The following is a 25,834-nucleotide window of genomic DNA, read 5'->3' as shown; positions in this document are numbered from 1 at the left end:
TCAGTTGCCGTTAACGGGGCGCGCGGAACCGCTCTGGTGCCATGCCGCCGTCGACGATGTCCTTCAACACCCGGCCGATGGCGGGCGTGAACTTGAAACCGTGACCGGAGAAACCGGCGCCCACCACCAGCGGACCGAAACGGTCCAGCACGAAGTCCTCGTTGGGAGTGGTGGTGTAGGTGCAGCTGATGGGAACCGCAGTGGAAGGGTCGACGCCGGGAAGCCACTCTTCTGCGTACCGCACCAAGGCTTCGAGCTGCTGGGGGATGGGCTCGAACGTGCGCTCGTCGGGGTCCATGACGGGGCCGACGCCGTGCCAACCGGCCTTGACGCCTTCGCCGGGGGTGAGCATGCCGTAGACGGGGCTGAACCAGTACTCGTAGAGTTCGTTGTTCGGATCAGGGTCCGGGCTGTGGTTGAAGCTCGGCCACACGAAGGTGTCATCCAGTGGAGTGAAGTGGGCCGGCTGTTCCTGCGTGACCACCAATGCGGGCAGGTCCGTGAGCTTTCCGATGAGCTTGGGGGTCCAGGCTCCGGCAGTGACCACCACACGATTGGCTGTGTACTCGGTTTCCTCGGTAACTACCACCACCGATTCGCCGCCGGTAACACGAATGTCGCGGACCGGCGTCGAGTACTTGAAGACCGCGCCGTGGGCCTCGGCGGATTTACGGAGCGCTACCAGGGCATCTGCGGATCGGACGCGGCCTGAGCCCGGTACGAACAGGACGTCGGTGCTGAAGTTCATGCCCAACCAGCGGTTGGCGGCTTCGTCGGCGGAGATGAAGTAGCTCTCGATGCCGCGTTGTTCGTGTGCTTCGCGGACCTGCTTCAGGCGTGGAATGTTTCCGTGGTTCGCCAACCCCACCAGGTCCAGGAGCGGCGCACCGTTTTCTGCCGCCAGCTCGTCCCACAGTGTCTTGGACTCCGCCAGCAGGTCCAGGTAGTCGGCTTCGGCGTAGGCGGTGTTGAAGTTGCGGGTAGTTCCGTGGGAAGCGCCGATGTGGTGACCGGCTTCGAACTGCTCCAGAAGGATCACGGACTTGCCGCTTCGGGCGAGCTGCCACGCGGCGGCCGATCCCATGGCTCCTCCGCCAACAACTACAACGTCAACCTGCATGCCTGCTCCATCCACAACGTCCGTGACTCCAACCACAGCCCCAAACAGGGCCATCTCCCATTCTGCCCCTACTCACCCAACTGGATAGCAGCAAACGACGCAATGACCGCTCATGGGAGCGTTTGCTGTTATTCAGTTGGGTCGGAACGGGGTTAGGCAGCCAACCGCTTCCGGATCCACGCGGAGAACTGGTCCACCACGATGATCAGCACCAGCACGATCAGGATGTGCGTGAGCATGGAGTCGAACTGGAACGACTTGATGGACTGGTTGATCAGCAGACCGATGCCACCTGCGCCCACCAAGCCCAGGACCAGCGAGGACCTTACGTTGACGTCGAAGCGGTACAGCAGCAGGCCCACGAACTGGGGGACCACCATGGGAAGCGTGGCATTGGCTACCTGCTGGATCCGGTTGGCGCCCGCCGTTCGCAACGCTTCCTGCGGCCCGGCGTCGATCTCCTCCATCGACTCCGCCCACAGCTTTCCCATCACGCCCGTGTTGTGGCAGATCAGGGCGAGCACGCCCGCGAACGGACCAAGCCCCACGGCTGTCACGAAAATCAGCGCGAACACGATGTCAGGCACGGCTCGGAAGAAGGACAACACCGCACGCGCAGCCTGGTACACCAGCCGGTGCGGGCTGGTGTTTTCCGCAGCCAGCGCGGCCAGGAGCAGGGCAAACGGCACAGACAACGTAGTGCCCAGGAGGCCGATCCACAGGGTTACCAGCGTGGCTTCAAGTCCCGGCCGAATCGTGCGATCCCAGCTCAGGTCCGGCGGGAAAGCATCGCCGATGAAGGCGGCCATGCCCTTCCACCCGTCCACCAGAAGTTCGGGCTTGAAGTCCGTCCCTTCGATGGCCACAGCGTGAAGTCCGACGACGGCGGCAGCCACTGCCGCCGTCGTGATCCATCGCAGCGGCTTCTTCGGGCGGACCAGTGCCACGCGGGTCTTGCTGGTTGAGTCCCGGCGCGCGACGGCAGGGATCAGGGTCTGGGGTGTCATGCTACGAGCTTCCTGTCCGGGGCGTACAACGTGTCGAGGTGGTCGGCCGTGACCTCTGCGGAGGGCAAATCGAAGGTCATGGAGCCCTGAAGAAGCCCAATCGACCTGTCGGCGTACCGCAGCGCCAGGTCTGGCTGGTGCAAGACGGCGGCCACTGCCAGGCCTTCGGAATGGGCGAGCTCGCGCAGCAAAGCCATGACTTGCTCGGCGGCGTGCGGGTCAAGTGCGGAGACCGGCTCGTCAGCGAGTACGACGCCGGCCCGCTGGCACAGTGCCCGGGCTACGGCGACGCGCTGCTGCTGTCCGCCGGAGAGCCGGCCGACGCGGTCGAAGGCGCGGTCGGCCAGGCCAACGCGGTCCAGGCAGTCGAGGGCTTCCTGCTGAACGTCGGCAGGGAACAGCAAAGGGGTGAGGGACCGCACCGTGGGAATACGGGCAAGGGCGCCGGCGCAGACGTTGTCCAGGGCCGTGCGGCGGGGGACCAGATGGATTTTCTGGAAGATCATGGCCATCCGTTGCCGGGCTTCCTGCAGTTCACGGCCTTGCAGCGAGTCCAAGGCCTGTCCGCCGATGCTGATGGTCCCGGCATCCGGGGAGGTGATGCCCATGACGCAGCGCAGGGTGGTGGACTTGCCGGAGCCGTTGGCACCGAGGAACGCGACGAGTTCGCCGGCGGACACCGAGAAATCCACGCCATCAAGGACAGTCCGGCCGGCGAAGGATTTCCGCAAGCCCTGGACGGAGAGAAGCATTACAGGTCCTTCTCGGTGAGGTGCATCGTCTCAGCGAGATCGAACAGCGGCTTGTAGTTGTCCTTGGTGACCTCCAGCAGCGGGCCCGGAGGAGTGACATCCAGGAACTCGCCTACTTTGGCGACATCCTCCGGCGAGAGCGAAAGGAACGCCTCTTTGACGGCCTTCTTGAACTCAGGTGCAGCATCGCCGCGGACCGTTATGGGGTCGTTCGGGATGGGGTTCGAGGTCCAGACCTGGCGGAAGTCGTCCTGGGTGAACGTGCCGGCTGCGATGGCGGTGGCCAGGGTCTGCGAGTTGATTTCGGCAGCATCCACCTTGCCGTTGGTCAGGGCCAGCAGCGCCTCCGGGTGGCCCCCGGTGTAGTCCATCTTGATGTCGGCATCGGCGATTCCGGCTTCGCGGAGACCGAAGCGCGGAAGGACATCGCCCGACGTCGAACCAACGCTGCCCAAGGCCAGTGACTTGCCCTTGAGGTCGCCGATCCCATGGATGGGGCTGTCCTTGGGAACCCAGATCCCGGCAGTGTAGGTGCTGAGTTCTTTCTCGGCGGTGCCGAAGGACACCAGAGGCTCGGCGCCGGCCTTCGCGTCGGCGAAGACATACCCGAGAGGACCGAATTGGCCAAGGTCCAGTTTGGCGTTGCGCATGGCCAGGACCTCGGCAGCGTAGTCCTCTACAACCTGCACGCTGACAGGGCATTCGAGCTTCTTGGAGAGCGCTGCGGCCAGGACATCGTACGCGGGCTTGAGCTTGGCAGGGTCCTCGTAGGGCTCGATGCCGAACTTGATCTCGCCGTTGGGACAGATGGTGGACGCTGCCTCTGGAGAAGACTGGGCTGAACCGCCGCACGCAGTCAGTGCCAGTGCGGCGGCGAGGGCAAGGGCGGAACCTGTGAAGGGCGTGGTTTTCATGGGGAATCCTTATGCGAAGGGAGGGGAGGGAGAACGGGAGATTCAGGACAAGCGCGACACATTGCGGTGTGCCAGGCCGAAGGACAGGGTCATGCCGACGCCGGAGGTCACGGAGACTACCGTGACGCCGGGCTGGACTTCGCGGACCAGGATCGGGGCGACGTCCGAGGATGCGTAGACGCCCTGCCAGCGCTGGATGATCTCCAGTTGCTCGCCGAGCCTGGCAACGATTTCGGTGTTGAGGGTTGTGCTGACGGCCTCGTCCAGGAAGGGATCGGCCGTGTGGTGATAGTGGTGCGAGTCGCCCAGGATGATGGTGCCGTCGGGCCGCTGGGTGAACATGACGTTGGCGCCGATATCCAGGAGCTCGGGCTGGTTCTCCAACACCTCGGAGCGGAGGGCGGCAGCGGCGGGCATATCCGTGAATGCCGGGTACCGGAGCATGGAGGTCGCCGTGAGAACAGCGGGCGCGAAGTCGACACCAGCCGGTTTGGCGGCCAAAGACATCTGCAATGCACACCGTTGGATCTGGTGCTCAACGGCCAGGTCCGGGAACAGATAGTCCACGTCATGGCCGACACACACGAACACCTGCCCGGCCTGAAGCTCACCGCGCGACGTCTGGACCGTCACCCCGTGGGTACCCTGGCTGAAGCCAAGCGCCGCAGTGTTCCAGTGAAGTTCGACGCCGGGCTGCCGGCTCAGCCATTCGGCAAGCGTTGCGACGGTGGTGCGGGGGTCGACGCGAAGGTCGTCCCGGAGGAAGGCACCGCCAACGAGCCCTGGCCATTCTGTGCCCGAAGTACCTCCGCCGTCGTTCGCTTCTTCGGCGGTTGAAGCGTCAGCACCCAAGCGGGCGCGGGTCTCAGCGGCGGTGAGCACGTCAACCTGGCCCGGCTCGCGGACCGCGGAAAGTTCGCGGAGGACGTTCATCTCGGCTTCGGTGCGGGCGAGCACCACGGCGCCCGCCTCCGAAGCCCAGAAGCCAGCCTGTTCGGCGAACTCGAGCCAGTACTTCCGGGAGGTCTGCGCGAGCTCGTACAGTTCGCCGGACTGCGCGGTGATGCAGCAATGGCCGAAGTTGCGGACGGAGGCACCGGCGGCGTGATGGTCGCGCTCAATGATGGTGACGGTCAGGCCGTTGGCAACTGCGTGCGCGGCATGCGCCAGGCCAACGATGCCGGCGCCGACAATCACGACGTCGGTGGGCTGGCTTGCGCTGTTGTTGAAGTGCGTGGAGGAGGTGCTTGGGTTGTTCACACCATTGAGATTGGCCGCTGGATCGAGGGGAATCAAGCCAGATTGGCACTTGTATATACAAGTTAATCTGAATTTAACGTCTGTTCATTTGAGTTCACTCCAAATTCATCTGGAGCCTCTCAAAACCGGTGTTTTTGTCCGGTCTGACTTGTATTATCAACTGGTGAGCACACAGCAGAACACACCCCTTCATGTCAGGTTGAGCGAGGAATTCATGCGCCGGATCACTGACGGTGACTGGCCTCCCGGCTTCCAGCTGCCCAGCGAGGCGGAGCTGTGCCGCGAGTTCGGTACGTCCCGCGGACCGATCCGCCAGGCACTCGCTTTCCTGCGCGCCGAAGGTGCCGTCACGGGTGGGCGGGGACGTCCGCCCATGGTTCGTGCCTCTGTGCCGTCGCAATCGTTCTCCACCTTCAACTCCTTCACCGAGTGGGCTTCGGGAATCGGCAAGACGCCTGGCCAGCGGACGTTGGAAGTGGCCCGCCGCGAGGCCAGCCCGGAAGCCGCCGAGGCACTGGGCCTTGTCCCCGGAACCACGGTGGTGGAGGTGCTGCGCGTCCGCTACCTGGATAAGTCCCCGGCCATGATCGAACGCACCACGTTCATCCTGGAGGTAGGCCGCAGGCTCTTCGACTTCGATACGGACTCGGGATCCATCTTCGCGTTCCTCAAGGACCAGGGTGTGGACCTGCACAGTGCCCGGCACACGATCGACGCCGTGGCCGCCAATGACGAGGACGCCGAACTGCTGGAGCAGCCTGAAGGCATTCCGCTGCTGCGCGAACGCCGCATCACCCGTTCCGGTGACGGGCAACCCCTTGAATATTCCGAGGACCGTTATTTGCCGGCGCTCACAAACTTCACTATCGACAACACCGTGGAACGCAGGGCCGCGTTGGTCCGCATCCACACTGAAGGAGCCACCCCATGATCAAGCTTGTTGCCTGCGATATGGCCGGTACCACCATCGACGAACACGGCGACGTTTACGTTGCCCTTGCCCGCTGTGTTGAAGAGACCGGTGTGGGCACCACACCCGAGGCCGTCCAGGAATGGATGGGTGCGGACAAAGTTGAAGCCATCACGGCCTTGATCGAGGCCGGCGGAGGGTCGGCGGATCCGGAAACAGTGGCCGCTGCGTTCGTCCGGTTCAAGGAATTGCTGGTCGAGTTCTACGACGCCAACCCGCCGGTGGCCTTGGAAGGAGTCGAGGACGCGTTCCGCGAACTCCGCCGCCAAGGCGTGAAGCTGGCGCTGACCACCGGCTTCTCACGCGACGTCGCCGAGCCGCTTCTTGAGCGTCTGGGATGGAGCGTTTCCGACGATAACCTCCTTGACGCCGTCGTGTGTTCCGACGAAGTAGCCGCTGGCCGGCCGGCGCCGCACATGATCCACCGTGCCATGGAACTGACCGGGGTGCAGGATGTCCGCGCAGTGATGGCCGCCGGCGACACGGTGAACGACCTCGCCGCCGCCAACAATGCCGGTGTCACGGCAGTCGGCGTCCTGACCGGCAAGCTGGGCCGTGGCGACTTGGCAGCGCACCCGCACCATCACATCCTGGACGGCGTCAAGGACATCCCCGCGCTGCTGTCCTAGTGTCTGGCGTTTGGCGGCGTCCGTTTGGCTGGTGGCGTCCGGCATGGAAGATTGGGACGGGTGAAATTCCTTCACCCCTCTCCCAAGTCCTCCGCCCGCGGCGTCACCATCTTGCGCGTGGTGTTCGGCGCGCTCATCATGGTCCACGGCATTCAGAAACTCATGGCAGGACATGCAGCCTTCGCCGCGTCGGTTGCTGCCATGGGCGTGCAGAAGCCCGAGATCGTGGCCTGGCTGGTGATCGCCGGTGAGCTGGGCCTTGGCCTGTTACTGGTGCTCGGCGCCCTGACCCGCGTGGCCGGATTCCTCGCGGCGATCATGTTCGCCGGGATCTGGTTCGTGACGGAAGCGGGCAAGCCGCTGCTGACGGATAGTGCGGGGGTGACGGCGGAGCTACTCATTATCTACGCCGCCATCTCCGTGGCTTTCGTGTTCCTCGGCCCCGGCGCTTGGTCGCTGGACCGGAAGCTCGTACGGCAAACGGCCCGACAAGGGCGTTAACCCGCCCGAGTTAACTCACGACGGCGGCACTCGCCGGGCGGCGTCGCTCACCGTGCGTCGTTCGGGTACCGGATACCCAGCTGGGACCGCACCCCGTCGAAGAGGCGCATAACGTTGATGGAGTCGTCAAGGGGCATGACCGGGCTTTCGGTGAGTCCCTGCTGCACGCAGCGTGTCACCTCGCGGAGTTCGTACGTGTAGCCGATGCCCACCACGTCGAAGCGTTCGTGGCGCGGCTCGTCCCAACCAACCCGGATGAGCAACTCTCGCGGGTTGTTCACGGAGCCGACGGTCTGCAAATAGCCGAGCCCGCCAGCAACAGTTGCCGTGCGCGGACCGTGCGCCAACAGCGAGGAAGTGAGCTGGGCCTGCGCGCCGTTGGCGTAGCCGAGGGTCAGGGCGTTCTGGGTGTCCACGCCGTCCTCGTTCAATGAGCCGATCGCCGTGACGGACTGCGGGAATCCCAAGGTACCCAGTGGCCAGAGCAAGGGGTAGACGGTGAGGTCCAGGAGTGCCCCGCCGCCGTCGTTGAGGGCCCAGATGCGCGCTGAGGGGTCGTAGGGTGCCGGGAAACCGAGGTCCGCGCCGACCCATTGAATCTCGCCAAGCTCGCCCGATGCCGCGATGGAGAAAGCCCGTTGCATGCTCGGCAGGAAGCGGCTCCACACGGCCTCCATGAAGAACACCTTGTTTTCCCTGGCCAGCTTCACCAGCTCGGTGGCTTCACGGGCGTTGATGGTGAGTGCTTTCTCGCACAGGACGTGCTTGCCGGCGCGGAGTGCGGCTGAGGCGATCTGGAAGTGCTGCGCATGGGGAGTGGCCACGTACACCACATCCACTGCGGGATCGTCGAACAAGCGCTGGTAGCCGGGCACACCGCCGTCGTCCCCGTAGGCCTTGGCGAATCCGGCAGCGGTGGCGAACGCGTCCGCTGAAGCCTGGGTGCGTGAACTCACCGCGTACAGTTCCGCGTCCTCCAGCAAGGACAAGTCTTGGGAAACACTGTTGGCGATGTTCCCTGTGGATACGACGCCCCACCTCAGACGACGGCCCGTAGCTGCTCGGGGATCCTGGTTGGTCTGGGAAAACAGCCACGGCTTGGCGATAGGGAGAGTCATGCTTGTTATCCTCTCAGAAGCTGTTGAGCCCGTGCACCCGTTGCCGCCGTTCGCGCCCGCAACCACTGGCGCGCAGGGCGCGAAGGGGTGCGCCGGGCGGTCCGCCAACCGACACGCTAAGCATTCTGTCAAGTCAAACGAATGCCCCGCGCCATGAAATTCCTCGCTTAGGCTTAGGCAATCATCCCTCGCAGAGGTTCTGTGGGGAGTTACCGAAATGGAGCAGGGATGGGTACTTTTCGGCGCGTCATTTTGCCGGTTGCCTGGTTGTTGGTTTTCGCGATTATCGCGGTGGCTTTGGTCAAGATCGCTTTCATAGATGGCCTTACATCGGCCGCTTCCGAGCCCGCACCGTTGGTCCAGGTGGATATCCCGGTGGTCCCCGCGACACGAGCCACCGTTACCAACACGGTCGAAATCAAAGGCACCGTCCAGAGCGACGCCGCCGAACCTGTGCGCAGCACTTCCGCCGGCAAAGTCATCAAGGTCTTCGTGGAGCAGGGTGCCACTGTAGCCAAGGGTGAGGCACTCTTCCAGGTCAAAGCCGAGCGGGCGGTCACCAGTACGCAGACGACCAAGGACGGCACGCCAACCGCACCGAAGCCCGTGTACGACTACTTCGACGTCGTGGCTCCGAGCGCCGGAACCCTGCAGTCCCTGACCACGCTGATCGACCAACAGGTCACCGTGGGCGAGTCCGTGGGCAAGGTCGATCCCGGCACGTACACGGTGGCAGGATCTGTCACCGCTGCCCAGCAATACCGCCTGCTCGGCAAGCCCGGTCCGGCGGAGATCGCTTTGGTGGGTGGACCGGCTCCGTTCCAGTGCACTGAGGTAACACTCAAGAACAACGCGTCCGACGGCGGCGCTGCCTCGGGTGGTTTGGGCTCCGCTGGCGGAGGCGCCGGCATGGGAATCGGCGCAGCGTTGGCAGGTCCCGGTGGCGGAAGCCAGCCCGAGGAGGGCAGTTCTCCCACGGGCACGCTCAGCTGCGCCATCCCCGCGGGCCAGGAGGTCTTCGCCGGCCTCGGTGCCACCATGACGGTCAGCGCCGGCGTGGCCCCGGATGCGGTGACCGTTCCCTTGACCTCGGTGAAGGGAAGCGTGAAGGACGGGATCGTTTGGATTGCCGGTCCCGGCGGGACGGGGGCTGCTCCCGAGCAGCGAAAAGTCCAGCTGGGACTCAACGACGGAAATGTTGTGGAAGTGACCGCGGGACTTGCCGAAGGCGAGCAAGTCCTTGAGTTCGTACCCGGTGCGCCTGCTGTCCAGGATCCCATGATGGGTCCGGGCCAGATCGCCTACGCTCCGGCGGGCTGACGGCATGGAGGAGACAACCACCAAGGAAACCCTGGTCAGCCTCCGTTCGGTAACCCGATCAGTGACGCTGCCGGACTTCCAACAACTGCATATCCTCCGGGGCGTCGACCTTGAGGTCCACAGCGGCGACCATACGGCCATCGTGGGCCGATCAGGTTGCGGCAAGTCAACGCTGCTCAATTTGCTGGGGCTCCTGGATGTTCCAAGCTCTGGAGAGCTCGAGTTCCTGGGCCAGCCCGCGGACAGGCTGGGCAACAACGCCAGGGCAAGGCTGCGCGGCTCCACTGTGGGATTCGTGTTCCAGCAGTTCAACCTGCTGCCCGGCCGAAGCGCCCTGGACAACGTGTTCACACCGCTCTTCTATGCCAAGGGAAGGGAGTTCTGGCGCCGTCGCGAACTCGCCATGGACATGTTGGACAGGGTTGGCCTCGCCGAGCGTGCCAACACCATGCCGAACATGCTTTCCGGCGGTGAGCAGCAGCGGGTGGCGATTGCCCGCGCCCTGGTTCGTAGGCCGAGATTGATCTTGGCCGATGAACCCACCGGTGCATTGGACGTCGAGACCGGCCAATCGGTCATGGCGCTGCTGGACACTGTCGCCACGGAAACAGCAGCGGCCCTGGTGACCATCACGCACGACACCAACGTGGCCGCCCTGGCCCGTGCCTGTTACCGCCTCGACTCCGGAGTGTTGAGCCCGCTGACAGTACCCGAAGCAGCAGGAGTAGGCGCATGACCGGCTTCGTTTCCACGCTTGTTGAAGCATGGCAGGAACTGCGCATCAACAAAGTCAGGATCCTGCTGGCCCTGCTCGGAGTGGCGTTGTCCGTGGCGGCGTTGACGTCCGTGGTGGGGGTGGGCAGCCTGGTCCGCGAGGGCATCAAGGTGCAGTCCGAGCGCAACGGCGGCCGTGTCGCCACGTTGTCCCTGAGCGTCAACGGGCCGGTCTCACCTGACCCGGTCAAGCTCGAGAAGGCTTATCAGGGCATCCAACAGCGCTTCGGCATCACCACTTCCACCCACGTGGGCAGGTCCCAGAAAGGATTCCAGTTTCCCAGGGGAGTGACGAACGTTGAGATGACCATCGTGGACATCGGTTACGGCGTCATCCACCGCGTTCCGCTCCAGCAGGGAAGCTGGTTCGCCCCGGACGACGAGCAAAGGCTCGCGCCCGCCGTCGTGGTTTCCGAGGCCTTCTACAATCAAGCGGGCAGGCCCAACCTGACCACCGATCCCACAGTCAGCATCCCGGGAGACCAGCCGGCAACGGCGGTGATCATCGGCGTCGTACCGGATGCCTATCCGCAACAACCGCCCGCCGCCTTCATCCTTTCCAAGGGCGCCGCCATGACCGGGATAGACGCCCAGATGTCGGAGTTCAAGGTCTGGGTGGGGGAGGAGCACGCCGATGCCCTGACCGCCGCCATCTCGGCCGACCTTCAAGGCCAGTTCCCCGGGACCTATGCCCAAGCCAGCCGGATGGACTACGCCGCCTACGGGGACCCCTTGGGGCCGGCGCAGTGGATCGTGGGCGGCGTAGCCGGGCTGGTGCTCCTGCTCGGCGCCGTGGGGATGCTGAATATCTCCATGGTCACCGTCCGTTACAGGGTCCGCGAGATCGGCATCCGGCGAAGCTTCGCTGCAACCTCGGGCCGGATCTTCGTGGGCGTCATGATGGAATCCGTGGTGGCCACAGCCGTGGCCGGCCTCGCGGGCGTCATGCTGGCCGTCGCCGTGGTGAAGAACCCCTGGATCGAGTCCAAAGTGGCGCCGGGTCTCACTGAATATCCGGCCTTCCCCATCGACGCCGCGCTGTTGGGGTTCGGCGCTGCCGTCCTTGTCGGCGCACTCGCCGGAGCCATCCCCGCACTCGTGGCGGTGCGCGTCAAGGTCATCGACGCGATCCGCTTTTGACCTCCTCGGTAAGCCTGCCCTGCTGAAGCCTGAAACAACGTTCGGTTTTCTGAGCGAGGCTGCGGTCGTGGGTGACCACCAGGATGGTGGTGTTGTGGTCGCGGCTCAGCGAACTCAGCAGCTCGATGATGTGCTCGCCGGTCTGCTCGTCCAGATTGCCGGTGGGTTCATCAGCGAGGATCAGCTTGGGCTCGTTGGCCAGTGCCCGGGCAATCGCCACGCGCTGCTGCTCGCCACCTGACAGCCGGTTGGTGCGGCGCGATTGCTTCTCCGGATCCAACTGCACCTGCTCCAGCAACTCCTTGGCCCGCTTCAGCCTGGCCGCCTTACGGACACCTGCGAACTCCATGGGCAGCATGACGTTGTCCACCGCACTGAGGTTGGGGATCAGGTTGAACTGCTGGAACACAAAGCCGATGTCCCGGCGACGGTATTCGGTCAGCTTGCTGTCCGGTAGTCCCGCCAGGCTGACGCCATCCACGACGACGTCTCCGCTGGTGGGCTTGTCCAACGCACCTAGGAGGGACAACAGCGTGCTCTTGCCGCTGCCGCTTTTGCCCACGATGGACGACAGGGAACCCTTTTCGAGCTCGAAGCTGACACCGTTGACGGGCTTGATGGTCCGGTCACCGGACTTGAACTGACGGACGAGGTCCTTTACTTCAATCACGGCTATTCTCCTCGGAGTACTTCGATGGGACGGATACGGGCGGTCAGCAGCGCCGGGACCAGCGCGCCGATAATGGCCACCGCGAACACCGCGGCGATGCCTGCAGCGATCACGCCGGGGGAGGCGCTCGCCGTGACGGACGTGAGCAGCTGGGACGCGCCACCGAATGGGCCGCCCTGGGCGCCGCCGAAGCCGCCGCCACCGGGAACTCCACCGTTCGGCATGGCCCCGGCCAACCCAGCGCCGCGCTGGGTGGTGGTAGCCGCCGTCGTGCTGGTATTCGAACTGATCAGCGCCGAAGCGATGCCGCCGCTGGCGAGTGAGGCGATCGCTGCGCCCACCACGCTGCCCAGGGCAACCAGAACAAGGGATTCGAGCACGAACTGCAGGCCGATGGTCCGGTTACGGGCACCGATGGCCTTCAACACGCCGATTTCGCGTCGACGTTCGCGGACCAGCATCACCATGATGAGCAGGATGATGAGTCCGGCGGTGGCCAGGGCCGCGATGAAGGCGACCAAGGAAATGTTCTTGACGCTGTCCAATGAGCTGACAGCAGTTTCGAGGTTGCGCTGGCCCTGCGTCACGTCGGCCTTGTCCGATCCGAGTGCTGCCTGGACCGCGGTTTTGGTGCTGTCCACGTTCTCCATGCTGTTGACCGTGACGATCATGGTGGAGAGTTCATCCGGGGTATCGGCCAGTGTTTGGGCCTCCGGGAGGGTCACGTACACGGCGTTGTTGCCAAAGGTGGTTCCGGCGTCGAAGATGCCGGCCACCGTGAAGGTCTTGTCCTGGATGGTGAAGGTAGACCCTGCAGCCAGGCTGTTCTTCTCGGCCAGTGATGTACCCACCAAGGCCTTCGCGTCAGCGGTGGTGTAGTCTCCAAGGCCCGTCCCGCTGGTGATATCGAGCGCTTTGCCGGTGCTGTCCACCTCTGCGCCGATACCCGTTGCGGTAATGGGGAGAGTTCGGGTCGGCTGGGTGGTGCTCCCCGTGGCTCCGGTGCCGCCGTTGGCGTTGGTGTTGTTGCGGGCGCCCAGCGTGCCGGCGTCGACGGCTGCAACCAGGTTGGTGCTGACCGTGGCCTGCTGCCCGCCCGGACCGAAGCCGCCGCCCGGGCCGGCCTGCTGTGTGGTGTCGGTGGTCGCGCCGGTGGATGTCGTCGTCGTGGTTGCCGTTTGGAGGCGAAGCGCCTTGGTGCCGACAACCGAGGTTACGTTGGCCACCGAAGCCGCGGTCTGGGCTTCGGTGGAGGTGAGCGGTTCGCCGCCGCCTTCGAAGCCTTGCCCGCCGGCCGGGTTCACCGTCAAGGTGGTGCCCACGGAAGCGTTGAGCTCCTGGACCTTGGCACCCACGGCCTGGTTGGCTACGAGCATGGCCAGTGCCAGGCCGATGGCTACGGCCAGCACCGCGACAACCGCCGCCGTTCTGATCTTGTTGCGGAAGGCATTGCCTACGCTTCGGGCAAGGACGCTCACGTTTCTCCTTTGGACCTGCACATTTGTGCGCCCGCTGGGACGCGGGCTGCAGATCCAAGACTGCTGAGTGCTGCTGTGCGGCACACCAGCCGAAGCTATGCGTGGGCTGTGAAAGCATTCTGCTGAATCATTCGCCAGCGCCCCAGCACGAACGCCGGCATTCCGAGCCCCTGGAAGGGGAAAGCCGGGAATGATCCAGCACTATTCGAGCAAAGCGAAAGCCCCGGCCCGCCAATGGCGGACCGGGGCTTGCTGTGAAGCGGTGCTACTTGGTGATCGGGCCGAGTACCGGATCGTCGACGTAAGCCGTCTTGACGTTCTCTGCCGTAACGATCTGCGGAGGCAGGAGGAATGCCGGGACGGTCTTGACGCCGTTCTTGTAGGAGTCCTTGTCGTTGATTTCCAGCTGCTTGCCAGCCTGGAGATCCTTCACCATGGTGATGGCGTGCTCAACGAGCTTGCGGGTGTCCTTGTTGATGGTGGAGTACTGCTCGCCAGCCATGATCGACTTGACGGACTCAACTTCGGAGTCCTGGCCGGTCACCACGGGGAGCGGCTTGCCGGCGGCCTTGACGGACGTCAGCACTGCACGGGCCAAGGTGTCGTTCGGCGAAAGGACGCCGTCCAGTGAAGCGGTGCCGTAGCTGCCGGTAAGCAGCGTATCCATGCGGCGCTGGGCGTTTTCAGCCTTCCAGCCCTGGGTCACAGCCTGCTCGAAGGACGTCTGGCCTGACAGGACCTTGAGGGTTCCGTCGTCGATCTTCGGCTTCAGGACGCTCATGGCGCCGTCGAAGAAGACCTTGGCGTTGGCGTCATCCGGGGAACCGGCGAAGAGCTCAATGTTGTACGGACCCGAAGACTTCTTGGCCTTCATGCCGTCCAGCAGGGCCTGCCCCTGGAGCACACCGACCTTGAAGTTGTCGTACGCCACGTAGTAGTCCACGTTCTCGGTGTTGAGGAGCAGACGGTCGTAAGCGATGACTGTGGCGCCGGATTCCTTGGCCTGCTGAAGCTGCGTACCCAGCTGGGCGCCGTCGATGGCTCCCACGATGATGACCTTGGCACCCTTGGTGACCATGGCACTGATCTGGTTCTGCTGCTCGGAAACGCCGCCGTTGGCAAACTGGACGTCGGCCTTGAAGCCGGCGCTGGTGAGGCCATCGTTGAAGAGCTTCTCCGCGAGGACCCAGTTCTCACTTGTCTTCTGCGGAAGTGCGACGCCGATCAGCGAGTCCTTGGGGAACGCTTCCCCGCCTGCTGTGCTGCTGCTTGAGCCGCTGTCAGTGCGGCCGCAGGCTGTCAGCGCCAGTGCCGCGATGGCAGCGACTGCTGCTGCCTTTCCTGCTTTACCAAACATTCGCATATCTTGGTTCACTTTCTGTGTGGGTGGGGTGGAGCGAGTCGTGGGAAACCGGTCAGGCTTCCTTGGAGATGACCTCTTTGGTGGGCGTGGCTTCGTCCGGGTTGATCTCGTTTCGCCGGAAAGCCCTCATCAGCAGGCCCGTGATGGACCGCTTGCCCTGGGTTTTGTTGTAGACATCGAAGGCGACAGCTGCAAGGAGCACCAGGCCCTTGATGATCTGGGTAAGGTCGGCGCCGACGCCCAAGAGCTGGAGGCCGTTGTTGAGGACGGCCATGACAAGGCCACCGACGATCGAACCGATCACGGTACCAACACCACCGGTAACGGCAGCGCCACCGATGAAGACAGCTGCGATGGCATCCAGTTCCCATCCGACGCCGTCGAACGGACCGGAAGCGGTGGAGCGGGCTACGAAGATCATGCCGGCAAGGCCCGCCAGGATGGACATGTTCATCATGACCATGAAGTTGACCTTCTTGGACTGCACACCGGACAGCTCGGCGGCGTGGCGGTTGCCACCCACGGCGTAGATGTGGCGGCCAAGGACCGTCTTGTCCGCGACGAAACTGTAGATAAGGACGAGTACTGCCAGGATCAGGCCGGGGATGGGGAACGAGGTTCCCGGACGACCGGTAGCGAACAGGTACGTCGCGTAGAGGATGGCGCCGCAGATCAGGACCAGCTTGGTGACCTCTACCCAAAGCTCAGGAACGTCGGCTCCGAGTGCTTTGTTGGAGGCACGGGCACGCAGCGACATGATGATAACGAACGCGACGGCCACCAGGCCCAGCAGGACGGTGAGGTTGTTGAAGCCGGTATCGGGTCCGATTTCGGGCAGGTAGCCAGAACCAATGAACTGGAATTCCTTGGAAACCGGGATGGTGTTGGACTTGCCCACGAACTGGTTGAAGCCGCGGAATATGAGCATGCCGGCCAGCGTCACAATGAAGGCCGGGATGCCCACATATGCCGTCCAAAGTCCTTGCCAGGCGCCGATCACAGCCCCCAGGACCAGGCCGAAGAGGACGCCCATGTACCAGGGCAGACCCCAGTCCCGCATTGCGAGGGCCACGGAAACGCCCACGAAGGCTGCAACTGACCCCACGGAGAGGTCGATGTGGCCGGCAATGATCACCAGGACCATGCCGATGGCCAGGATCAGGATGTAGGAGTTGCCGTTGAACAGGTTGATCACGTTGCCGGGGGTGAGAGTACGGCCACCGGTGAAGATCTGGAAGAAGACGATAAGTGCCACCAGGGCGAAGATCATGCCAAACTGGCGGGTATTGCCACCAAATAGCTTCTTGAGCGCGTTCATTGTTTTGGTCCTTGTGTCAGGAAGGGGTAAGGCTGGGCCAACGGTCAGGCGGTCTTGCGGGCGGAAGTCATGAGCTTCATGAGGCTTTCCTGGCTTGCTTCGTTCTTGTCCAGGACGCCGGTGATGGCGCCTTCAAAAATGGTGTAGATACGGTCGGACAGGCCCAGGAGCTCAGGAAGCTCCGAGGAAATGACAATCACTCCCTTGCCTTGGTTGGCCAGCCTCTGGATGATGCCGTAAATCTCGAACTTTGCGCCGACGTCGATTCCGCGGGTGGGTTCGTCCAGGATCAGGAGGTCGGGGTCGGTGAACATCCACTTGGCAAGAACCACTTTTTGCTGGTTGCCGCCTGAGAGCTTGGCTACGCCTTCTTCCACGGACGGGGTCTTGGTGCGCAGTGATTTCCGGTATTCCTCCGCTACGGAGAATTCCTTGCGGGTGTCCACCACCGAGTATTTGCTGATAGCGCGGAGGTTGGCGGCGACCGTGGTGGTCTTGATGTCGTCGAGCAGGTTCAGGCCCAGCGATTTGCGGTCTTCGGTGACGTAGCCGAGGCCGGCGTCGATGGCGGCGCGGACGCTGCGGAGGTGGACCGGCTTGCCGTCCTTGTAGACCTGGCCCTTGATGAAGCGACCATAGGACTGTCCGAAGAGGGATCGAGCCAGCTCCGTGCGCCCGGCTCCCATGAGACCGGCAAAGCCAACAATTTCACCGCGGCGAACGTAGAAGTTGGAACCCTTGCAGACCAGTCTGTCTTGGATCTGCGGGTGACCCACCGTCCAGTCCTTGACCTCGAAGAAGACTTCGCCGAGCTTCGGTTCATGGTCCGGGAAACGGGACTCGAGCGTCCGGCCCACCATGCCCTTGATAATGCGGTCTTCGTCCACGCCATCCCGTTTGACGTTCAGCGTCTCGATCGACTTTCCATCGCGGATGATGGTGATCTCGTCGGCGATCTGCTCGATCTCGTTGAGCTTGTGGGAAATGATGATCGACGTGATGCCCTTGCCCTTGAGGCCCAGGATCAGGTCCAGCAGGTGCTGGGAATCGGATTCGTTCAGGGCCGCGGTGGGCTCGTCCAGGATCAGCAGGCGAACGGATTTGTTCAGCGCCTTGGCGATTTCCACCAGCTGCTGCTTGCCGACGCCGATTTCCTTGATGGGGGTATCGGGATCCTCCCGCAGGCCAACGCGTGCCAGGAGTTCGAGGGAACGCTTGCGGGCTTCTGCCCAGTCGATCACTCCCCACTTGGTGGGTTCGTTCCCCAGGAAGATGTTCTCCATGATGGAGAGCTCGGGGATCAGCGCCAATTCCTGGTGGATGATGACGATGCCTGCCGCTTCACTTGCGCGGATGTCCTTGAACTGCTGGGTTTCGGCCTGGTACACGATGTCGCCTGTGTAGCTTCCGTGGGGGTAGACGCCGGAGAGGACCTTCATGAGCGTGGATTTCCCGGCGCCGTTTTCGCCGCAGATGGCGTGGATTTCGCCGGCCATGACGCGCAGGCTCACATTCGACAAGGCCTTCACACCCGGGAATTCCTTCGTGATGGAACGCATCTCCAAAAGGATGGGTTCACCTTGCGTGTCGAGGGATGTCATCAGCCCTTACGCCTCCAATGCATGACTTCGTTGTCGGCTCCCCAAATGGCGGAGCTGTCTGATGAAAAAGTAAACTGGATCACCCATCTTGTCGTCAAGACTTGAACGCAAGAACCAGCTAACGATTTCGTTACCTACCAGTAATACCGGCGTGTTGGAACACCAATGCGGCCGCTCCGAGGGCTTCGGCACGTGCCCCGAGGGAGGACATGGCGAGGTGAGTCGTCTCGCCCACCACGGGTACTGCGTGCCTCACCAGGCCCCGGCGGACGGGGTCCAGGAGGAGATCGCCGAGGCCTGCGAGAGGGCCGCCCACCACGATCACTTCGGGGTTGATCAGATTGGAAACGTTGCCCAGTGCGCGTCCCACGGCAAGGCCGGCGTCGTCCACCACCCGCTGGGTGGCGGAGTCGCCGGCAAGGCAATTCCTGACGATGTCCTGGGGTGTCAGGAGTCTGTCCTGGCCGCGCCCCAGCAGTTCGATCATGGTGGTGGTGGACGCTATCGTTTCCAGGCAACCCCTGTTCCCGCAGCGGCAAACCAGTCCGTGCTCATGGATGGTTGCGTGGCCGATTTCTCCTGTGATTCCCACGTTGCCGTAGTAGGGGAAGCCGTTGAGGATCAGCCCCGCGCCGATGCCGGAACCGATTTTGAGGAACATCAGGTTGGAGACTCCGCTGTGAGGTCCCCACGTCACTTCGGAGAGAGCCCCAAGATTGGCGTCGTTGTCCACGAAAACGGGGCAGTTCAGGGCTTCCTCAAGGCGATGGAGGATGTCGATGCCCACCCATTCGGGGAGGATTGCCCCCTGTGCCACTGTGCCTGTTCGCCGGTCGATGGGTCCGGGAATGCCCGCACCCGCCCCCACCACGGCGCTGCGGTCGATGCTGTTTTCGTCGAGTAGTTTCGCGAGAAGGCGGACGGCTGCCGCGATGCCCTCTTCGGCTTGGTGCCCCAGCGGCAACTCGATGTAATCCTCGGCAATGACGTGATAGCCCAGCGATGCGAGGACCACACGCAGGTGGCGGCGGCCAAAGTCGATTCCGACGGCGACGGCACCGTTGCTGTTCAGCCTTACGTTGGTTGCCCGGCGTCCGGAGCTGGTGATGGGTTCGGTGGAAACCAGGCCTGCGTCCTGCATGATCTTCACGATGTTGGACACTGTGGCCGTGGAGAGCCCGGTCTGCCGGGAGAGTTCAGCCTGCGTGGAGGGCCCACTCAACAAGCATTCGATGATGCGCTGTTGATTGAGGTGGCGGAGCGCGGACTGCGAGCCGGGTTTTCTTGGTTGGCTCTTCGTTGAGCGCTGCGTAGCGGGCATGACAAGAAGATTGCCTCACAAGAGACGTTGCAGTCAAGAAGTGAACACAAGGAGTCAAGCTTGCCCGACATACTCCAACGCATGAATTGCCTCGTCTGCGCGTTGTGAGGCCCGCTCTGCGTCCCAAACCCATGGGTTAAGACGCAGAGCAGGCCTGGCATTCGTTGTTAGGCGTGCATTTCCCGGTGCGCCGCGGCGAGTTCCTTGTAGTGGGCAGCGTTGTGCTTGACGCCCTCGAACTCTTCGTCCGTTAGTTCGCGGCGGACTTTGGCGGGTACGCCTGCTACCAAGGAGCGCGGCGGGATCACCGTTCCTTCCAAAACCACGGCACCGGCAGCGATGAGCGAGCCTGATCCGATGACGGCGCCGTTGAGGATGGTGGCGCTCATCCCGATGAGGCAGTCGTCCTCCACTGTGCACCCGTGGACCACTGCGCTGTGCCCCACGGAGACGCGCTCTCCCACGGTGCAGGGGAAGCCGGGGTCGGCGTGCAGGACTACGTTGTCCTGCAGGTTGGAGCCCGCGCCCACGCTGATCGCGGCCGTATCTGCGCGGACGGAGACGCCGTAGAAAGCGCTGGAGTCCTCAGCCAACGTGGCCTTTCCGATGATGGACGCAGTGGGTGCCACGAAGGCGGTTTCGTGGATGGCCGGGGTGTCCCCGGCAAACGTGTAAGAGGGAGCCATGGAGCCCAGCCTAGTTGGACCAGACGGCTCAGGCAGTGGTGCTAGTTGAAAACCACAGTCCGGGTGCCGTCGAGCAGCACGCGGTGTTCGGCGTGCCACTGCACAGCCTGGGCAAGGGTTCGGCCCTCCACGTTGCGGCCCATCTGGACGAACTGGGCAGCCGTGCGGGCGTGGTCCACGCGGATGACTTCCTGCTCGATGATCGGCCCCTCGTCGAGGTGGGCCGTCACATAGTGGGCGGTGGCGCCGATGATCTTCACGCCGCGGGCATGCGCCTGGTGGTAGGGCTTGGCGCCCTTGAAGGAGGGCAGGAACGAGTGGTGGATGTTGATGGCCTTGCCGTTCAACTCAGTGCAGAGATCGTTGGAGAGGACCTGCATGTACCGGGCCAGGACGGTCAGCTCGACGTCGTGCTCGGCGATCAGCTTCAGGAGCTCGGCTTCGGCCTGCGCTTTGGTGTCGGCGGTGACGGGAATGTGGTGGAACGGGATGCCGTAGAACTCGGCCAGTTCCTCGAGGTCGCGGTGGTTGGAGACGATGGCCGGAACGTCGATTGGCAGGGTACCGGCGCGCTGCTGGAACAGGAGGTCGTTGAGGCAGTGCGCATCCTTGGAACACAGGATGATGGTGCGGACTTTCTGGCCGACGGGGTTGATCTGCCAGGTCATGCCGAAGGATTCGGCGACCGGCCGCAGGGCAGTGGCCAGTTCGTCCTGGGAGGACGACGTCGTAGCCTCCACGCGCATGAAGAAGTTGCCTGTGCTGGGGCTTCCGTACTGCTGGGAATCGGCGATATTGCAACCGGCCCCAAGAAGGGCGCCGGCTACCGCATGGACGATGCCGGGGCGGTCGGGGCAGGACAGTGTTACTACGAAAGCGGTGGAGTCAGTCACACGATCAAGCCTACCTGTGCTGCGTTGTTGTACTGTTAATGGGTCGCAACTGGCGTTGGGTGGAATACCACCAGGGAGCGGCAATCACGAAGACCACGGATCGTACGCCTGGGCCGAGGGTCATGTCTTACCGCTGCACGTGACCGACGCCTCCGTAAACAAGGGGACGCGGGAATGCTGCTGCCGGTAGCCTGACCTGTAGCACCACCCGTTGCCTAGCCAGGAGATCTCCGTGACTACCACAACCACTTCCGCGTCTGTCAGCAACCAGTCGCTTGCCGATCTCGATCCCGAGATCGCAGCAGTCCTCAACCAGGAACTTGGCCGCCAGCGCGGCACCCTGGAAATGATCGCATCCGAAAACTTCGCACCCCGCGCTGTCATGGAAGCCCAGGGCTCCGTCCTGACCAACAAGTACGCCGAGGGCTACCCGGGTCGCCGCTACTACGGCGGTTGTGAATACGTCGACGTCGCTGAGCAGCTCGCCATCGACCGCGTCAAGGAACTGTTCGGCGCCGAGTACGCCAACGTCCAGCCGCACTCCGGTGCCCAGGCAAACGCTGCAGCACTTTCCGCCATGATCACTCCGGGCGACAAGATCCTCGGCCTGTCCCTGGCACACGGCGGCCACCTGACCCACGGCATGAAGCTCAACTTCTCCGGGAAGCTCTACAACGTAGCTGCTTACCAGGTTGAAGAAGACAACTTCCGCATTGACATGGACAAGCTCCGCGAGCAGGCCATCGCCGAGAAGCCGCAGGTCATCATTGCCGGCTGGTCCGCGTACCCGCGCCACCTCGATTTCGCTGCCTTCCGCTCCATCGCTGACGAGGTCGGCGCACTCCTTTGGACCGACATGGCACACTTCGCCGGACTGGTGGCAGCCGGCCTGCACCCGAGCCCGGTCCCGTACTCCGACGTCGTCACCTCCACGGTGCACAAGACCCTCGCAGGTCCGCGTTCCGGCGTGATCCTGGGCAAGCAGGAGTGGGCCAAGAAGCTCAACTCCAACGTCTTCCCGGGCCAGCAGGGCGGCCCGCTCATGCACGTCATCGCAGCCAAGGCCGTTGCCTTCAAGATCGCCGGCAGCGAAGAGTTCAAGGAACGCCAGGAGCGCGTCCTCGAGGGTGCCAAGATCATCGCTGACCGCCTGAACCAGGCCGACGTTGCCGAGGCCGGCGTTTCGGTCCTCACCGGCGGCACGGACGTTCACCTGGTCCTCGTTGACCTGCGCAACTCGCAGCTGGATGGCCAGCAGGCCGAAGACCTCCTGCACTCGGTGGGCATCACCGTGAACCGCAACGCTGTTCCGTTCGACCCCCGCCCGCCGATGGTCACCTCCGGCCTGCGCATCGGTACGCCCGCGCTGGCTACCCGCGGGTTCGGTGCCGCGGAGTTCACCGAGGTTGCCGAGATCATCGCCAACGCGCTGAAGGCGGGCTCCGCCACCGACGTCGAAGCCCTTCAGGCACGCGTCGACAAACTCGCCGCTGACTTCCCGCTGTACCCGCAGCACGAGCAGTGGTAAACAGCCTCGCTAAGAGCAAGAAGCAGTAAACAGCATTAACCGGGCACTGAACCGGAGCCAACGGGATCTGCCGCCGCGCAAATGGTGGCGGGTCCCGTTGGCATGAGCCTGCCAAAGGCTCTCACCAATAGGTCACCCACCAGAAAGAGCAGATGGAATGACACAGTCCACCGCACAGATCCTTGACGGCAAGGCCACCGCCGCAGCCATCAAGGCAGAACTGACCACTCGCGTTTCCGTCCTGGCCGCCAAGGGCATCGTCCCCGGCCTGGGAACCATCCTGGTGGGCTCCGACCCCGGCAGCACATGGTACGTCGGCGGCAAGCACAAGGACTGCGCCGAGGTGGGCATCCAGTCCATCCGCCGCGACCTCCCCGAGGACATCAGCCAGGAAGACCTCCTGACGGTTGTCCGCGAGCTCAACGACAACCCGGAATGCACCGGGTACATTGTCCAGCTTCCGCTGCCCAAGCACATCGACCAGGACGTCATCCTGGAAGCCATGGACCCTGAGAAGGACGCCGACGGCCTGCACCCCATGAACCTTGGCCGCTTGGTGGCCAACGTTAACGGTGAAATGAAGTCCCCGCTGCCCTGCACACCCAAGGGCTGTGTGGAACTGCTGCGCCGCCACAACATCGAACTCAAGGGCAAGCGTGTCCTCGTGGTTGGCCGCGGCGTGACCATCGGCCGCCCCATCGGCCTCCTGCTGACACGCAAGGAAGTCAACGCCACGGTGATCCTCGCCCACACCGGAACGGTAGACCTGCCGGCAGAACTCAAGCAGGCCGACGTCGTGATTGCTGCCGCCGGTGTGCCGCACATGATCAAGGCTGAAGACCTCAAGCCTGGCGCGATCGTGCTCGACGTCGGTGTCAGCCGCGTGGACGACGGCAACGGCAAGGCTGTTGTCACCGGAGATGTGGACCCGGCAGCTGCCGACGTCGCCGCCTGGCTGTCCCCGAACCCGGGCGGCGTAGGCCCGATGACCCGCGCCATGCTGCTGGCGAACGTCGTGGAGAGCGCTGAGCGCCAGGCCGGCATCGCGTAGCCGAGACCAAGAGCCTCGTAGAGACCAAAAGCAAGGGCGCCTACTCCTCCGGGAGTAGGCGCCCTGCTCCGTTAACCCGACGACGATCGGCCCCCACCAAAGCTAGGCTCGGTGTATGCCCCGCTCACTTGGACCCCAGCGAATTCCAGGTGCGCGCCGGTTCGCGGGTCCTCCCACGAGCTTCATCGTCATCACGGTGGCCGTGATCCAGGTGGTGGGAACGCTGCTTTCGGCGAGTCATCAGGACGCGCCGCGGCCCTTGGACGCGCTTGCGATCCTGCTGCTACTCGCCGGACCGGCCGGGTTGGCATTCAGGAAACGTGCTCCGCACGTCATGCTCCCAGTAGCACTCCTTGCCACGGGAGCGTATGTGGCGTTGGGCTACGCGTGGGGGCCGGTGGTGTTGTCCCTTGCACTGTCCATCCTCCTGACCGCGGCGGCGGGACTCCGCTGGCAAGCCTGGACGGGTGCGGGCGTGGCGGCCGCGGCGGTAGTGGCTGGCACGGCATTTGCCGGCGACGACGGCTGGACGTTCCGCGCCTCCGCGGGAGTGGCCTGGGCCGTGATCCTGGTATTGCTGGGGCAGGGATTCCGACGGCGGAGCGAACGGTTCGCGGAGTATCGCCGCCGCCGCGAGGTGGCCCGGAAAGCTGAGCGGGACGAGTACCGGCTCACGCTGGCCCGCGATATCCATGACGTGGTGGCTCATTCCCTGTCCATGATCAACGTTCAGGCATCGGTGGCCCTGCATGTGGGCGCCGATGATCCGGAGAAACTCAGGCCCGCCCTGGAAGCCATCAAGGCCGCCAGCAAGGAATCGCTGACCGAGGTTCGCCAGCTCCTGGGCGTGCTGCGCGAGGATGTCCCGCTGGCCCCGGCCGCGCGGCCCACCTTGGATCGTATCCCCGAGCTGGTGAAGAACGCTGAGCTGGGCGGCCTGATCGTGAGCCTCCACGACGATTCGGACCACCAATACATCGGTCCCGCCCAGCAGGAGGCCGCCTACAGGATCGTCCAGGAAGCACTGACCAATGTCGGCCGCCACTCAGGTGCCCGGTCCGCCGTCGTGCGTGTCCTTCAAACCGCCGGGGCGCTCACCGTGACCATAGACGACGACGGCGCGGGCCTGGGTGAGGCGCTCCCCGGCAACGGCCTCACGGGGATGCGGGAGAGGGCTGCCGCCTTGGGCGGGACCCTCACCTTGTATGAACTGGAACCGGGCCTCCGTGTCGAAGCGACCTTCCCGACTCAACAAGAAGGAACCCTCCCGTGATCCGCATCCTCCTCGCCGACGACCAAACGCTCATCAGGGCGGGCTTTCGCGCGCTCCTGGACGCCGAGGCGGACATGGAAGTTGTAGGTGAAGCCGGCACGGGCAGGGACGCCGTGCGCCTGGCCATGCGGGACAAGCCGGACGTCATCCTGATGGACATCCGCATGCCTGATGAGGACGGCCTCTCCGCCACCCGCCGGATACTCGCAGACACCGCGCTCGCCGGCACCCGGGTCATCATCCTCACCACCTTCGAGCTCGACGAGTACATCGCCGAGGCCGTGCGGGCAGGGGCTGCGGGATTCTTGGTCAAGGACACTGAACCGGCTGAGCTCATCCGCGCCGTCCGGGTTGTCGACGACGGCGACGCACTTCTCTCACCCTCGGTGACGCGGCGCATCATGGCCCAATTAGCGTCACAAAGCAGGGCTGCAGCCAAGGTGATCCCGCTGGAGCAGGTGACCGACCGTGAACGCGAAGTCCTGGCGCTGGTGGGCGAGGGCCTGAATAACGCTGAGATCGCTGAACGACTCTTCATTACGCCGCTGACGGCCAAAACCCACGTTTCACGCATCATGACCAAGTTGATGGTCCGTGACCGCTCGCAACTGGTGGTCCTCGCCTACGAATCCGGCTTGGTGAAGCCGGGCTGGAGCAGCTGACACGCCAAGGCCGACTCCTGACGGAGTACACATGCTGCCCAAGGTGACTCCCCACGGCGGACGCCCCAGAGGCCGTCCGCGGGAAGACTCGAACCAGAGCCGAAAGACGGTTCACGCCGAGCGCCGGCGAAGAGAGTTTGGATCACTGACATGTTCACCGCATTGACTTCAATGGCCGGGGAGGCCGCCACGTTTGGGGGAGCGCTGGCACAGGTGCCGGCCGCCGTCGCCGCGCATGGTCCTTGGGGAGACGGGGCTTTCTGGCCGTTCTTCCTGCTGTTCCCGTTGTTCTGGATCCTCGTCATCGGGCTGTTCATTTTTGTTGGCCGCAGGACGTGGCGCCGCAACCACCACTGGGCCGCAACCCAAGGCGCCGAGGGCGTGTTGCGGGAGCGGTATGCGCGCGGCGAGATTGACGAGACCGAGTTCCGGCAACGACTGGAGGTACTGCGCTCGCAGCCCAGCAGCTGACGTGCACACCCAAC

At 63.9% G+C, this 25,834-nt stretch carries 25 protein-coding genes; 11 read left to right on the top strand and 14 right to left on the bottom strand.

What is annotated here, in order from left to right; genetic code table 11:
- Window positions 1-10: 10 nt before the first annotated feature.
- The 5 genes from ACFRJ9_RS11050 to ACFRJ9_RS11030 form a co-directional block, all read right to left on the bottom strand.
- Window positions 11-1,120, bottom strand: coding sequence for an FAD-dependent oxidoreductase (locus tag ACFRJ9_RS11050; RefSeq protein WP_377667484.1), 1,110 nt, complete (start codon window positions 1,118-1,120; stop codon window positions 11-13).
- A gap of 152 nt (window positions 1,121-1,272) precedes the next feature.
- On the bottom strand, window positions 1,273-2,127 hold the full coding sequence (gene phnE / locus ACFRJ9_RS11045; protein WP_377667481.1) for a phosphonate ABC transporter, permease protein PhnE: 855 nt from the start codon (window positions 2,125-2,127) through the stop codon (window positions 1,273-1,275).
- Complete coding sequence (locus tag ACFRJ9_RS11040; protein WP_377667479.1) at window positions 2,124-2,879, bottom strand: phosphonate ABC transporter ATP-binding protein; 756 nt, start codon at window positions 2,877-2,879, stop codon at window positions 2,124-2,126. Before ACFRJ9_RS11040 ends, phnE begins: the two co-directional genes overlap by 4 nt.
- On the bottom strand, window positions 2,879-3,793 hold the full coding sequence (locus ACFRJ9_RS11035; RefSeq protein ID WP_377667477.1) for a phosphate/phosphite/phosphonate ABC transporter substrate-binding protein: 915 nt from the start codon (window positions 3,791-3,793) through the stop codon (window positions 2,879-2,881). The genes ACFRJ9_RS11040 and ACFRJ9_RS11035 overlap by 1 nt, the downstream gene beginning before the upstream one ends.
- Window positions 3,794-3,835: 42 nt before the next feature.
- The gene (locus ACFRJ9_RS11030) at window positions 3,836-5,053 is read right to left on the bottom strand and encodes a TIGR03364 family FAD-dependent oxidoreductase (RefSeq protein WP_377667475.1); all 1,218 of its coding nucleotides are present in this window, start codon (window positions 5,051-5,053) and stop codon (window positions 3,836-3,838) included.
- Between the two features lie 163 nt (window positions 5,054-5,216).
- Here ACFRJ9_RS11030 and ACFRJ9_RS11025 point away from each other — a divergent pair, with 163 nt between their 5' ends.
- Genes ACFRJ9_RS11025 through ACFRJ9_RS11015 form a run of 3 tightly spaced genes read left to right on the top strand, consistent with a single transcriptional unit; the run spans window position 5,217 to window position 7,153 of the window.
- Window positions 5,217-5,984, top strand: a complete 768-nt coding sequence (locus ACFRJ9_RS11025; protein ID WP_377667473.1) for a GntR family transcriptional regulator — start codon at window positions 5,217-5,219, stop codon at window positions 5,982-5,984.
- The gene (locus ACFRJ9_RS11020; RefSeq protein WP_377667471.1) at window positions 5,981-6,652 is read left to right on the top strand and encodes a phosphonatase-like hydrolase; all 672 of its coding nucleotides are present in this window, start codon (window positions 5,981-5,983) and stop codon (window positions 6,650-6,652) included. Before ACFRJ9_RS11025 ends, ACFRJ9_RS11020 begins: the two co-directional genes overlap by 4 nt.
- A 60-nt stretch (window positions 6,653-6,712) precedes the next feature.
- Window positions 6,713-7,153: a DoxX family protein gene (locus tag ACFRJ9_RS11015; protein WP_377667469.1), complete on the top strand. Its 441-nt coding sequence runs from the start codon at window positions 6,713-6,715 to the stop codon at window positions 7,151-7,153.
- A gap of 47 nt (window positions 7,154-7,200) precedes the next feature.
- Here ACFRJ9_RS11015 and ACFRJ9_RS11010 read toward each other — a convergent pair whose 3' ends face one another.
- A complete protein-coding gene (locus tag ACFRJ9_RS11010; RefSeq protein WP_377667467.1) occupies window positions 7,201-8,271 on the bottom strand; it encodes a Gfo/Idh/MocA family protein in 1,071 nt (356 codons plus the stop codon).
- A 228-nt stretch (window positions 8,272-8,499) separates the two neighbouring features.
- On the opposite strand from ACFRJ9_RS11010, the gene ACFRJ9_RS11005 reads away from it, so the two are divergent.
- The 3 genes from ACFRJ9_RS11005 to ACFRJ9_RS10995 are packed head-to-tail and all read left to right on the top strand — an operon-like array spanning window position 8,500 to window position 11,505.
- Window positions 8,500-9,591: a hypothetical protein gene (locus tag ACFRJ9_RS11005; RefSeq protein ID WP_377667465.1), complete on the top strand. Its 1,092-nt coding sequence runs from the start codon at window positions 8,500-8,502 to the stop codon at window positions 9,589-9,591.
- A gap of 4 nt (window positions 9,592-9,595) precedes the next feature.
- Window positions 9,596-10,327, top strand: coding sequence for an ABC transporter ATP-binding protein (locus ACFRJ9_RS11000; protein ID WP_377667463.1), 732 nt, complete (start codon window positions 9,596-9,598; stop codon window positions 10,325-10,327).
- Window positions 10,324-11,505, top strand: coding sequence for an ABC transporter permease (locus ACFRJ9_RS10995; RefSeq protein ID WP_377667461.1), 1,182 nt, complete (start codon window positions 10,324-10,326; stop codon window positions 11,503-11,505). The genes ACFRJ9_RS11000 and ACFRJ9_RS10995 overlap by 4 nt, the downstream gene beginning before the upstream one ends.
- On the opposite strand, the gene ACFRJ9_RS10990 is transcribed toward ACFRJ9_RS10995, so the two are convergent.
- The 8 genes from ACFRJ9_RS10990 to purU all read right to left on the bottom strand — a co-directional run bounded on the left by ACFRJ9_RS10990 (window position 11,483) and on the right by purU (window position 20,835).
- The gene (locus ACFRJ9_RS10990) at window positions 11,483-12,175 is read right to left on the bottom strand and encodes an ABC transporter ATP-binding protein (RefSeq protein WP_377667459.1); all 693 of its coding nucleotides are present in this window, start codon (window positions 12,173-12,175) and stop codon (window positions 11,483-11,485) included. The genes ACFRJ9_RS10995 and ACFRJ9_RS10990 overlap by 23 nt on opposite strands.
- 2 nt (window positions 12,176-12,177) lie before the next feature.
- Window positions 12,178-13,653: an ABC transporter permease gene (locus ACFRJ9_RS10985; protein ID WP_377667456.1), complete on the bottom strand. Its 1,476-nt coding sequence runs from the start codon at window positions 13,651-13,653 to the stop codon at window positions 12,178-12,180.
- Window positions 13,654-13,918: 265 nt separating this feature from the next.
- A complete protein-coding gene (locus tag ACFRJ9_RS10980) occupies window positions 13,919-15,016 on the bottom strand; it encodes a substrate-binding domain-containing protein (protein ID WP_377667454.1) in 1,098 nt (365 codons plus the stop codon).
- A 52-nt stretch (window positions 15,017-15,068) separates the two neighbouring features.
- Window positions 15,069-16,334, bottom strand: coding sequence for a multiple monosaccharide ABC transporter permease (gene mmsB, locus ACFRJ9_RS10975; protein WP_377667451.1), 1,266 nt, complete (start codon window positions 16,332-16,334; stop codon window positions 15,069-15,071).
- Window positions 16,335-16,378: 44 nt separating this feature from the next.
- Window positions 16,379-17,935 (bottom strand): multiple monosaccharide ABC transporter ATP-binding protein, encoded by a 1,557-nt coding sequence (gene mmsA / locus ACFRJ9_RS10970; RefSeq protein ID WP_377667448.1) that lies wholly within the window; start codon window positions 17,933-17,935, stop codon window positions 16,379-16,381.
- 130 nt (window positions 17,936-18,065) lie between these two features.
- On the bottom strand, window positions 18,066-19,256 hold the full coding sequence (locus ACFRJ9_RS10965) for an ROK family transcriptional regulator (protein WP_377667446.1): 1,191 nt from the start codon (window positions 19,254-19,256) through the stop codon (window positions 18,066-18,068).
- A 167-nt stretch (window positions 19,257-19,423) separates the two neighbouring features.
- The gene (locus ACFRJ9_RS10960; protein ID WP_377667444.1) at window positions 19,424-19,942 is read right to left on the bottom strand and encodes a gamma carbonic anhydrase family protein; all 519 of its coding nucleotides are present in this window, start codon (window positions 19,940-19,942) and stop codon (window positions 19,424-19,426) included.
- A gap of 41 nt (window positions 19,943-19,983) precedes the next feature.
- Window positions 19,984-20,835: a formyltetrahydrofolate deformylase gene (gene purU / locus ACFRJ9_RS10955; protein ID WP_377667443.1), complete on the bottom strand. Its 852-nt coding sequence runs from the start codon at window positions 20,833-20,835 to the stop codon at window positions 19,984-19,986.
- Between the two features lie 232 nt (window positions 20,836-21,067).
- On the opposite strand from purU, the gene glyA reads away from it, so the two are divergent.
- From glyA to ACFRJ9_RS10930, 5 genes are all read left to right on the top strand, one after another.
- Window positions 21,068-22,363: a serine hydroxymethyltransferase gene (glyA, locus tag ACFRJ9_RS10950; protein WP_377667441.1), complete on the top strand. Its 1,296-nt coding sequence runs from the start codon at window positions 21,068-21,070 to the stop codon at window positions 22,361-22,363.
- A gap of 157 nt (window positions 22,364-22,520) precedes the next feature.
- Window positions 22,521-23,414 carry a bifunctional methylenetetrahydrofolate dehydrogenase/methenyltetrahydrofolate cyclohydrolase gene (locus ACFRJ9_RS10945; RefSeq protein ID WP_377667438.1) on the top strand — a complete coding sequence of 298 codons (894 nt, stop codon included), beginning with the start codon at window positions 22,521-22,523 and terminating at the stop codon, window positions 23,412-23,414.
- A 115-nt stretch (window positions 23,415-23,529) separates the two neighbouring features.
- Window positions 23,530-24,687 carry a sensor histidine kinase gene (locus ACFRJ9_RS10940; protein ID WP_377667435.1) on the top strand — a complete coding sequence of 386 codons (1,158 nt, stop codon included), beginning with the start codon at window positions 23,530-23,532 and terminating at the stop codon, window positions 24,685-24,687.
- On the top strand, window positions 24,684-25,349 hold the full coding sequence (locus ACFRJ9_RS10935; RefSeq protein ID WP_377667433.1) for a response regulator: 666 nt from the start codon (window positions 24,684-24,686) through the stop codon (window positions 25,347-25,349). Before ACFRJ9_RS10940 ends, ACFRJ9_RS10935 begins: the two co-directional genes overlap by 4 nt.
- Window positions 25,350-25,499: 150 nt before the next feature.
- Entirely contained in the window at window positions 25,500-25,820 is a 321-nt protein-coding gene (locus tag ACFRJ9_RS10930) for an SHOCT domain-containing protein (RefSeq protein ID WP_377667430.1), read from the top strand.
- The last annotated feature ends 14 nt before the right edge of the window (window positions 25,821-25,834 follow it).

Source organism: Paenarthrobacter sp. NPDC056912 (assembly GCF_042786555.1).
GTDB lineage: Bacteria > Actinomycetota > Actinomycetes > Actinomycetales > Micrococcaceae > Arthrobacter.
The sequence above is the reverse complement of the archived record's forward strand: the minus strand, read 5'-3'. Positions and strand labels throughout refer to the sequence as shown.

What these genes read in the sequence shown, in the direction of transcription:
- ACFRJ9_RS10995 (WP_377667461.1), top strand. Translation starts at nt 10,324, where the DNA reads ATGACCGGCTTCGTTTCCACGCTTGTTGAAGCATGGCAGGAACTGCGC.
- ACFRJ9_RS10960 (WP_377667444.1), bottom strand. Translation starts at nt 19,942, where the DNA reads ATGGCTCCCTCTTACACGTTTGCCGGGGACACCCCGGCCATCCACGAA.
- ACFRJ9_RS10980 (WP_377667454.1), bottom strand. Translation starts at nt 15,016, where the DNA reads ATGCGAATGTTTGGTAAAGCAGGAAAGGCAGCAGCAGTCGCTGCCATC.
- ACFRJ9_RS11050 (WP_377667484.1), bottom strand. Translation starts at nt 1,120, where the DNA reads ATGCAGGTTGACGTTGTAGTTGTTGGCGGAGGAGCCATGGGATCGGCC.
- ACFRJ9_RS11035 (WP_377667477.1), bottom strand. Translation starts at nt 3,793, where the DNA reads ATGAAAACCACGCCCTTCACAGGTTCCGCCCTTGCCCTCGCCGCCGCA.
- ACFRJ9_RS10940 (WP_377667435.1), top strand. Translation starts at nt 23,530, where the DNA reads ATGCCCCGCTCACTTGGACCCCAGCGAATTCCAGGTGCGCGCCGGTTC.
- phnE (WP_377667481.1), bottom strand. Translation starts at nt 2,127, where the DNA reads ATGACACCCCAGACCCTGATCCCTGCCGTCGCGCGCCGGGACTCAACC.
- ACFRJ9_RS11005 (WP_377667465.1), top strand. Translation starts at nt 8,500, where the DNA reads ATGGGTACTTTTCGGCGCGTCATTTTGCCGGTTGCCTGGTTGTTGGTT.
- ACFRJ9_RS11020 (WP_377667471.1), top strand. Translation starts at nt 5,981, where the DNA reads ATGATCAAGCTTGTTGCCTGCGATATGGCCGGTACCACCATCGACGAA.
- ACFRJ9_RS11000 (WP_377667463.1), top strand. Translation starts at nt 9,596, where the DNA reads ATGGAGGAGACAACCACCAAGGAAACCCTGGTCAGCCTCCGTTCGGTA.
- mmsA (WP_377667448.1), bottom strand. Translation starts at nt 17,935, where the DNA reads ATGACATCCCTCGACACGCAAGGTGAACCCATCCTTTTGGAGATGCGT.
- mmsB (WP_377667451.1), bottom strand. Translation starts at nt 16,334, where the DNA reads ATGAACGCGCTCAAGAAGCTATTTGGTGGCAATACCCGCCAGTTTGGC.
- ACFRJ9_RS10945 (WP_377667438.1), top strand. Translation starts at nt 22,521, where the DNA reads ATGACACAGTCCACCGCACAGATCCTTGACGGCAAGGCCACCGCCGCA.
- ACFRJ9_RS10965 (WP_377667446.1), bottom strand. Translation starts at nt 19,256, where the DNA reads ATGCCCGCTACGCAGCGCTCAACGAAGAGCCAACCAAGAAAACCCGGC.
- ACFRJ9_RS11010 (WP_377667467.1), bottom strand. Translation starts at nt 8,271, where the DNA reads ATGACTCTCCCTATCGCCAAGCCGTGGCTGTTTTCCCAGACCAACCAG.
- ACFRJ9_RS11040 (WP_377667479.1), bottom strand. Translation starts at nt 2,879, where the DNA reads ATGCTTCTCTCCGTCCAGGGCTTGCGGAAATCCTTCGCCGGCCGGACT.
- ACFRJ9_RS10930 (WP_377667430.1), top strand. Translation starts at nt 25,500, where the DNA reads ATGTTCACCGCATTGACTTCAATGGCCGGGGAGGCCGCCACGTTTGGG.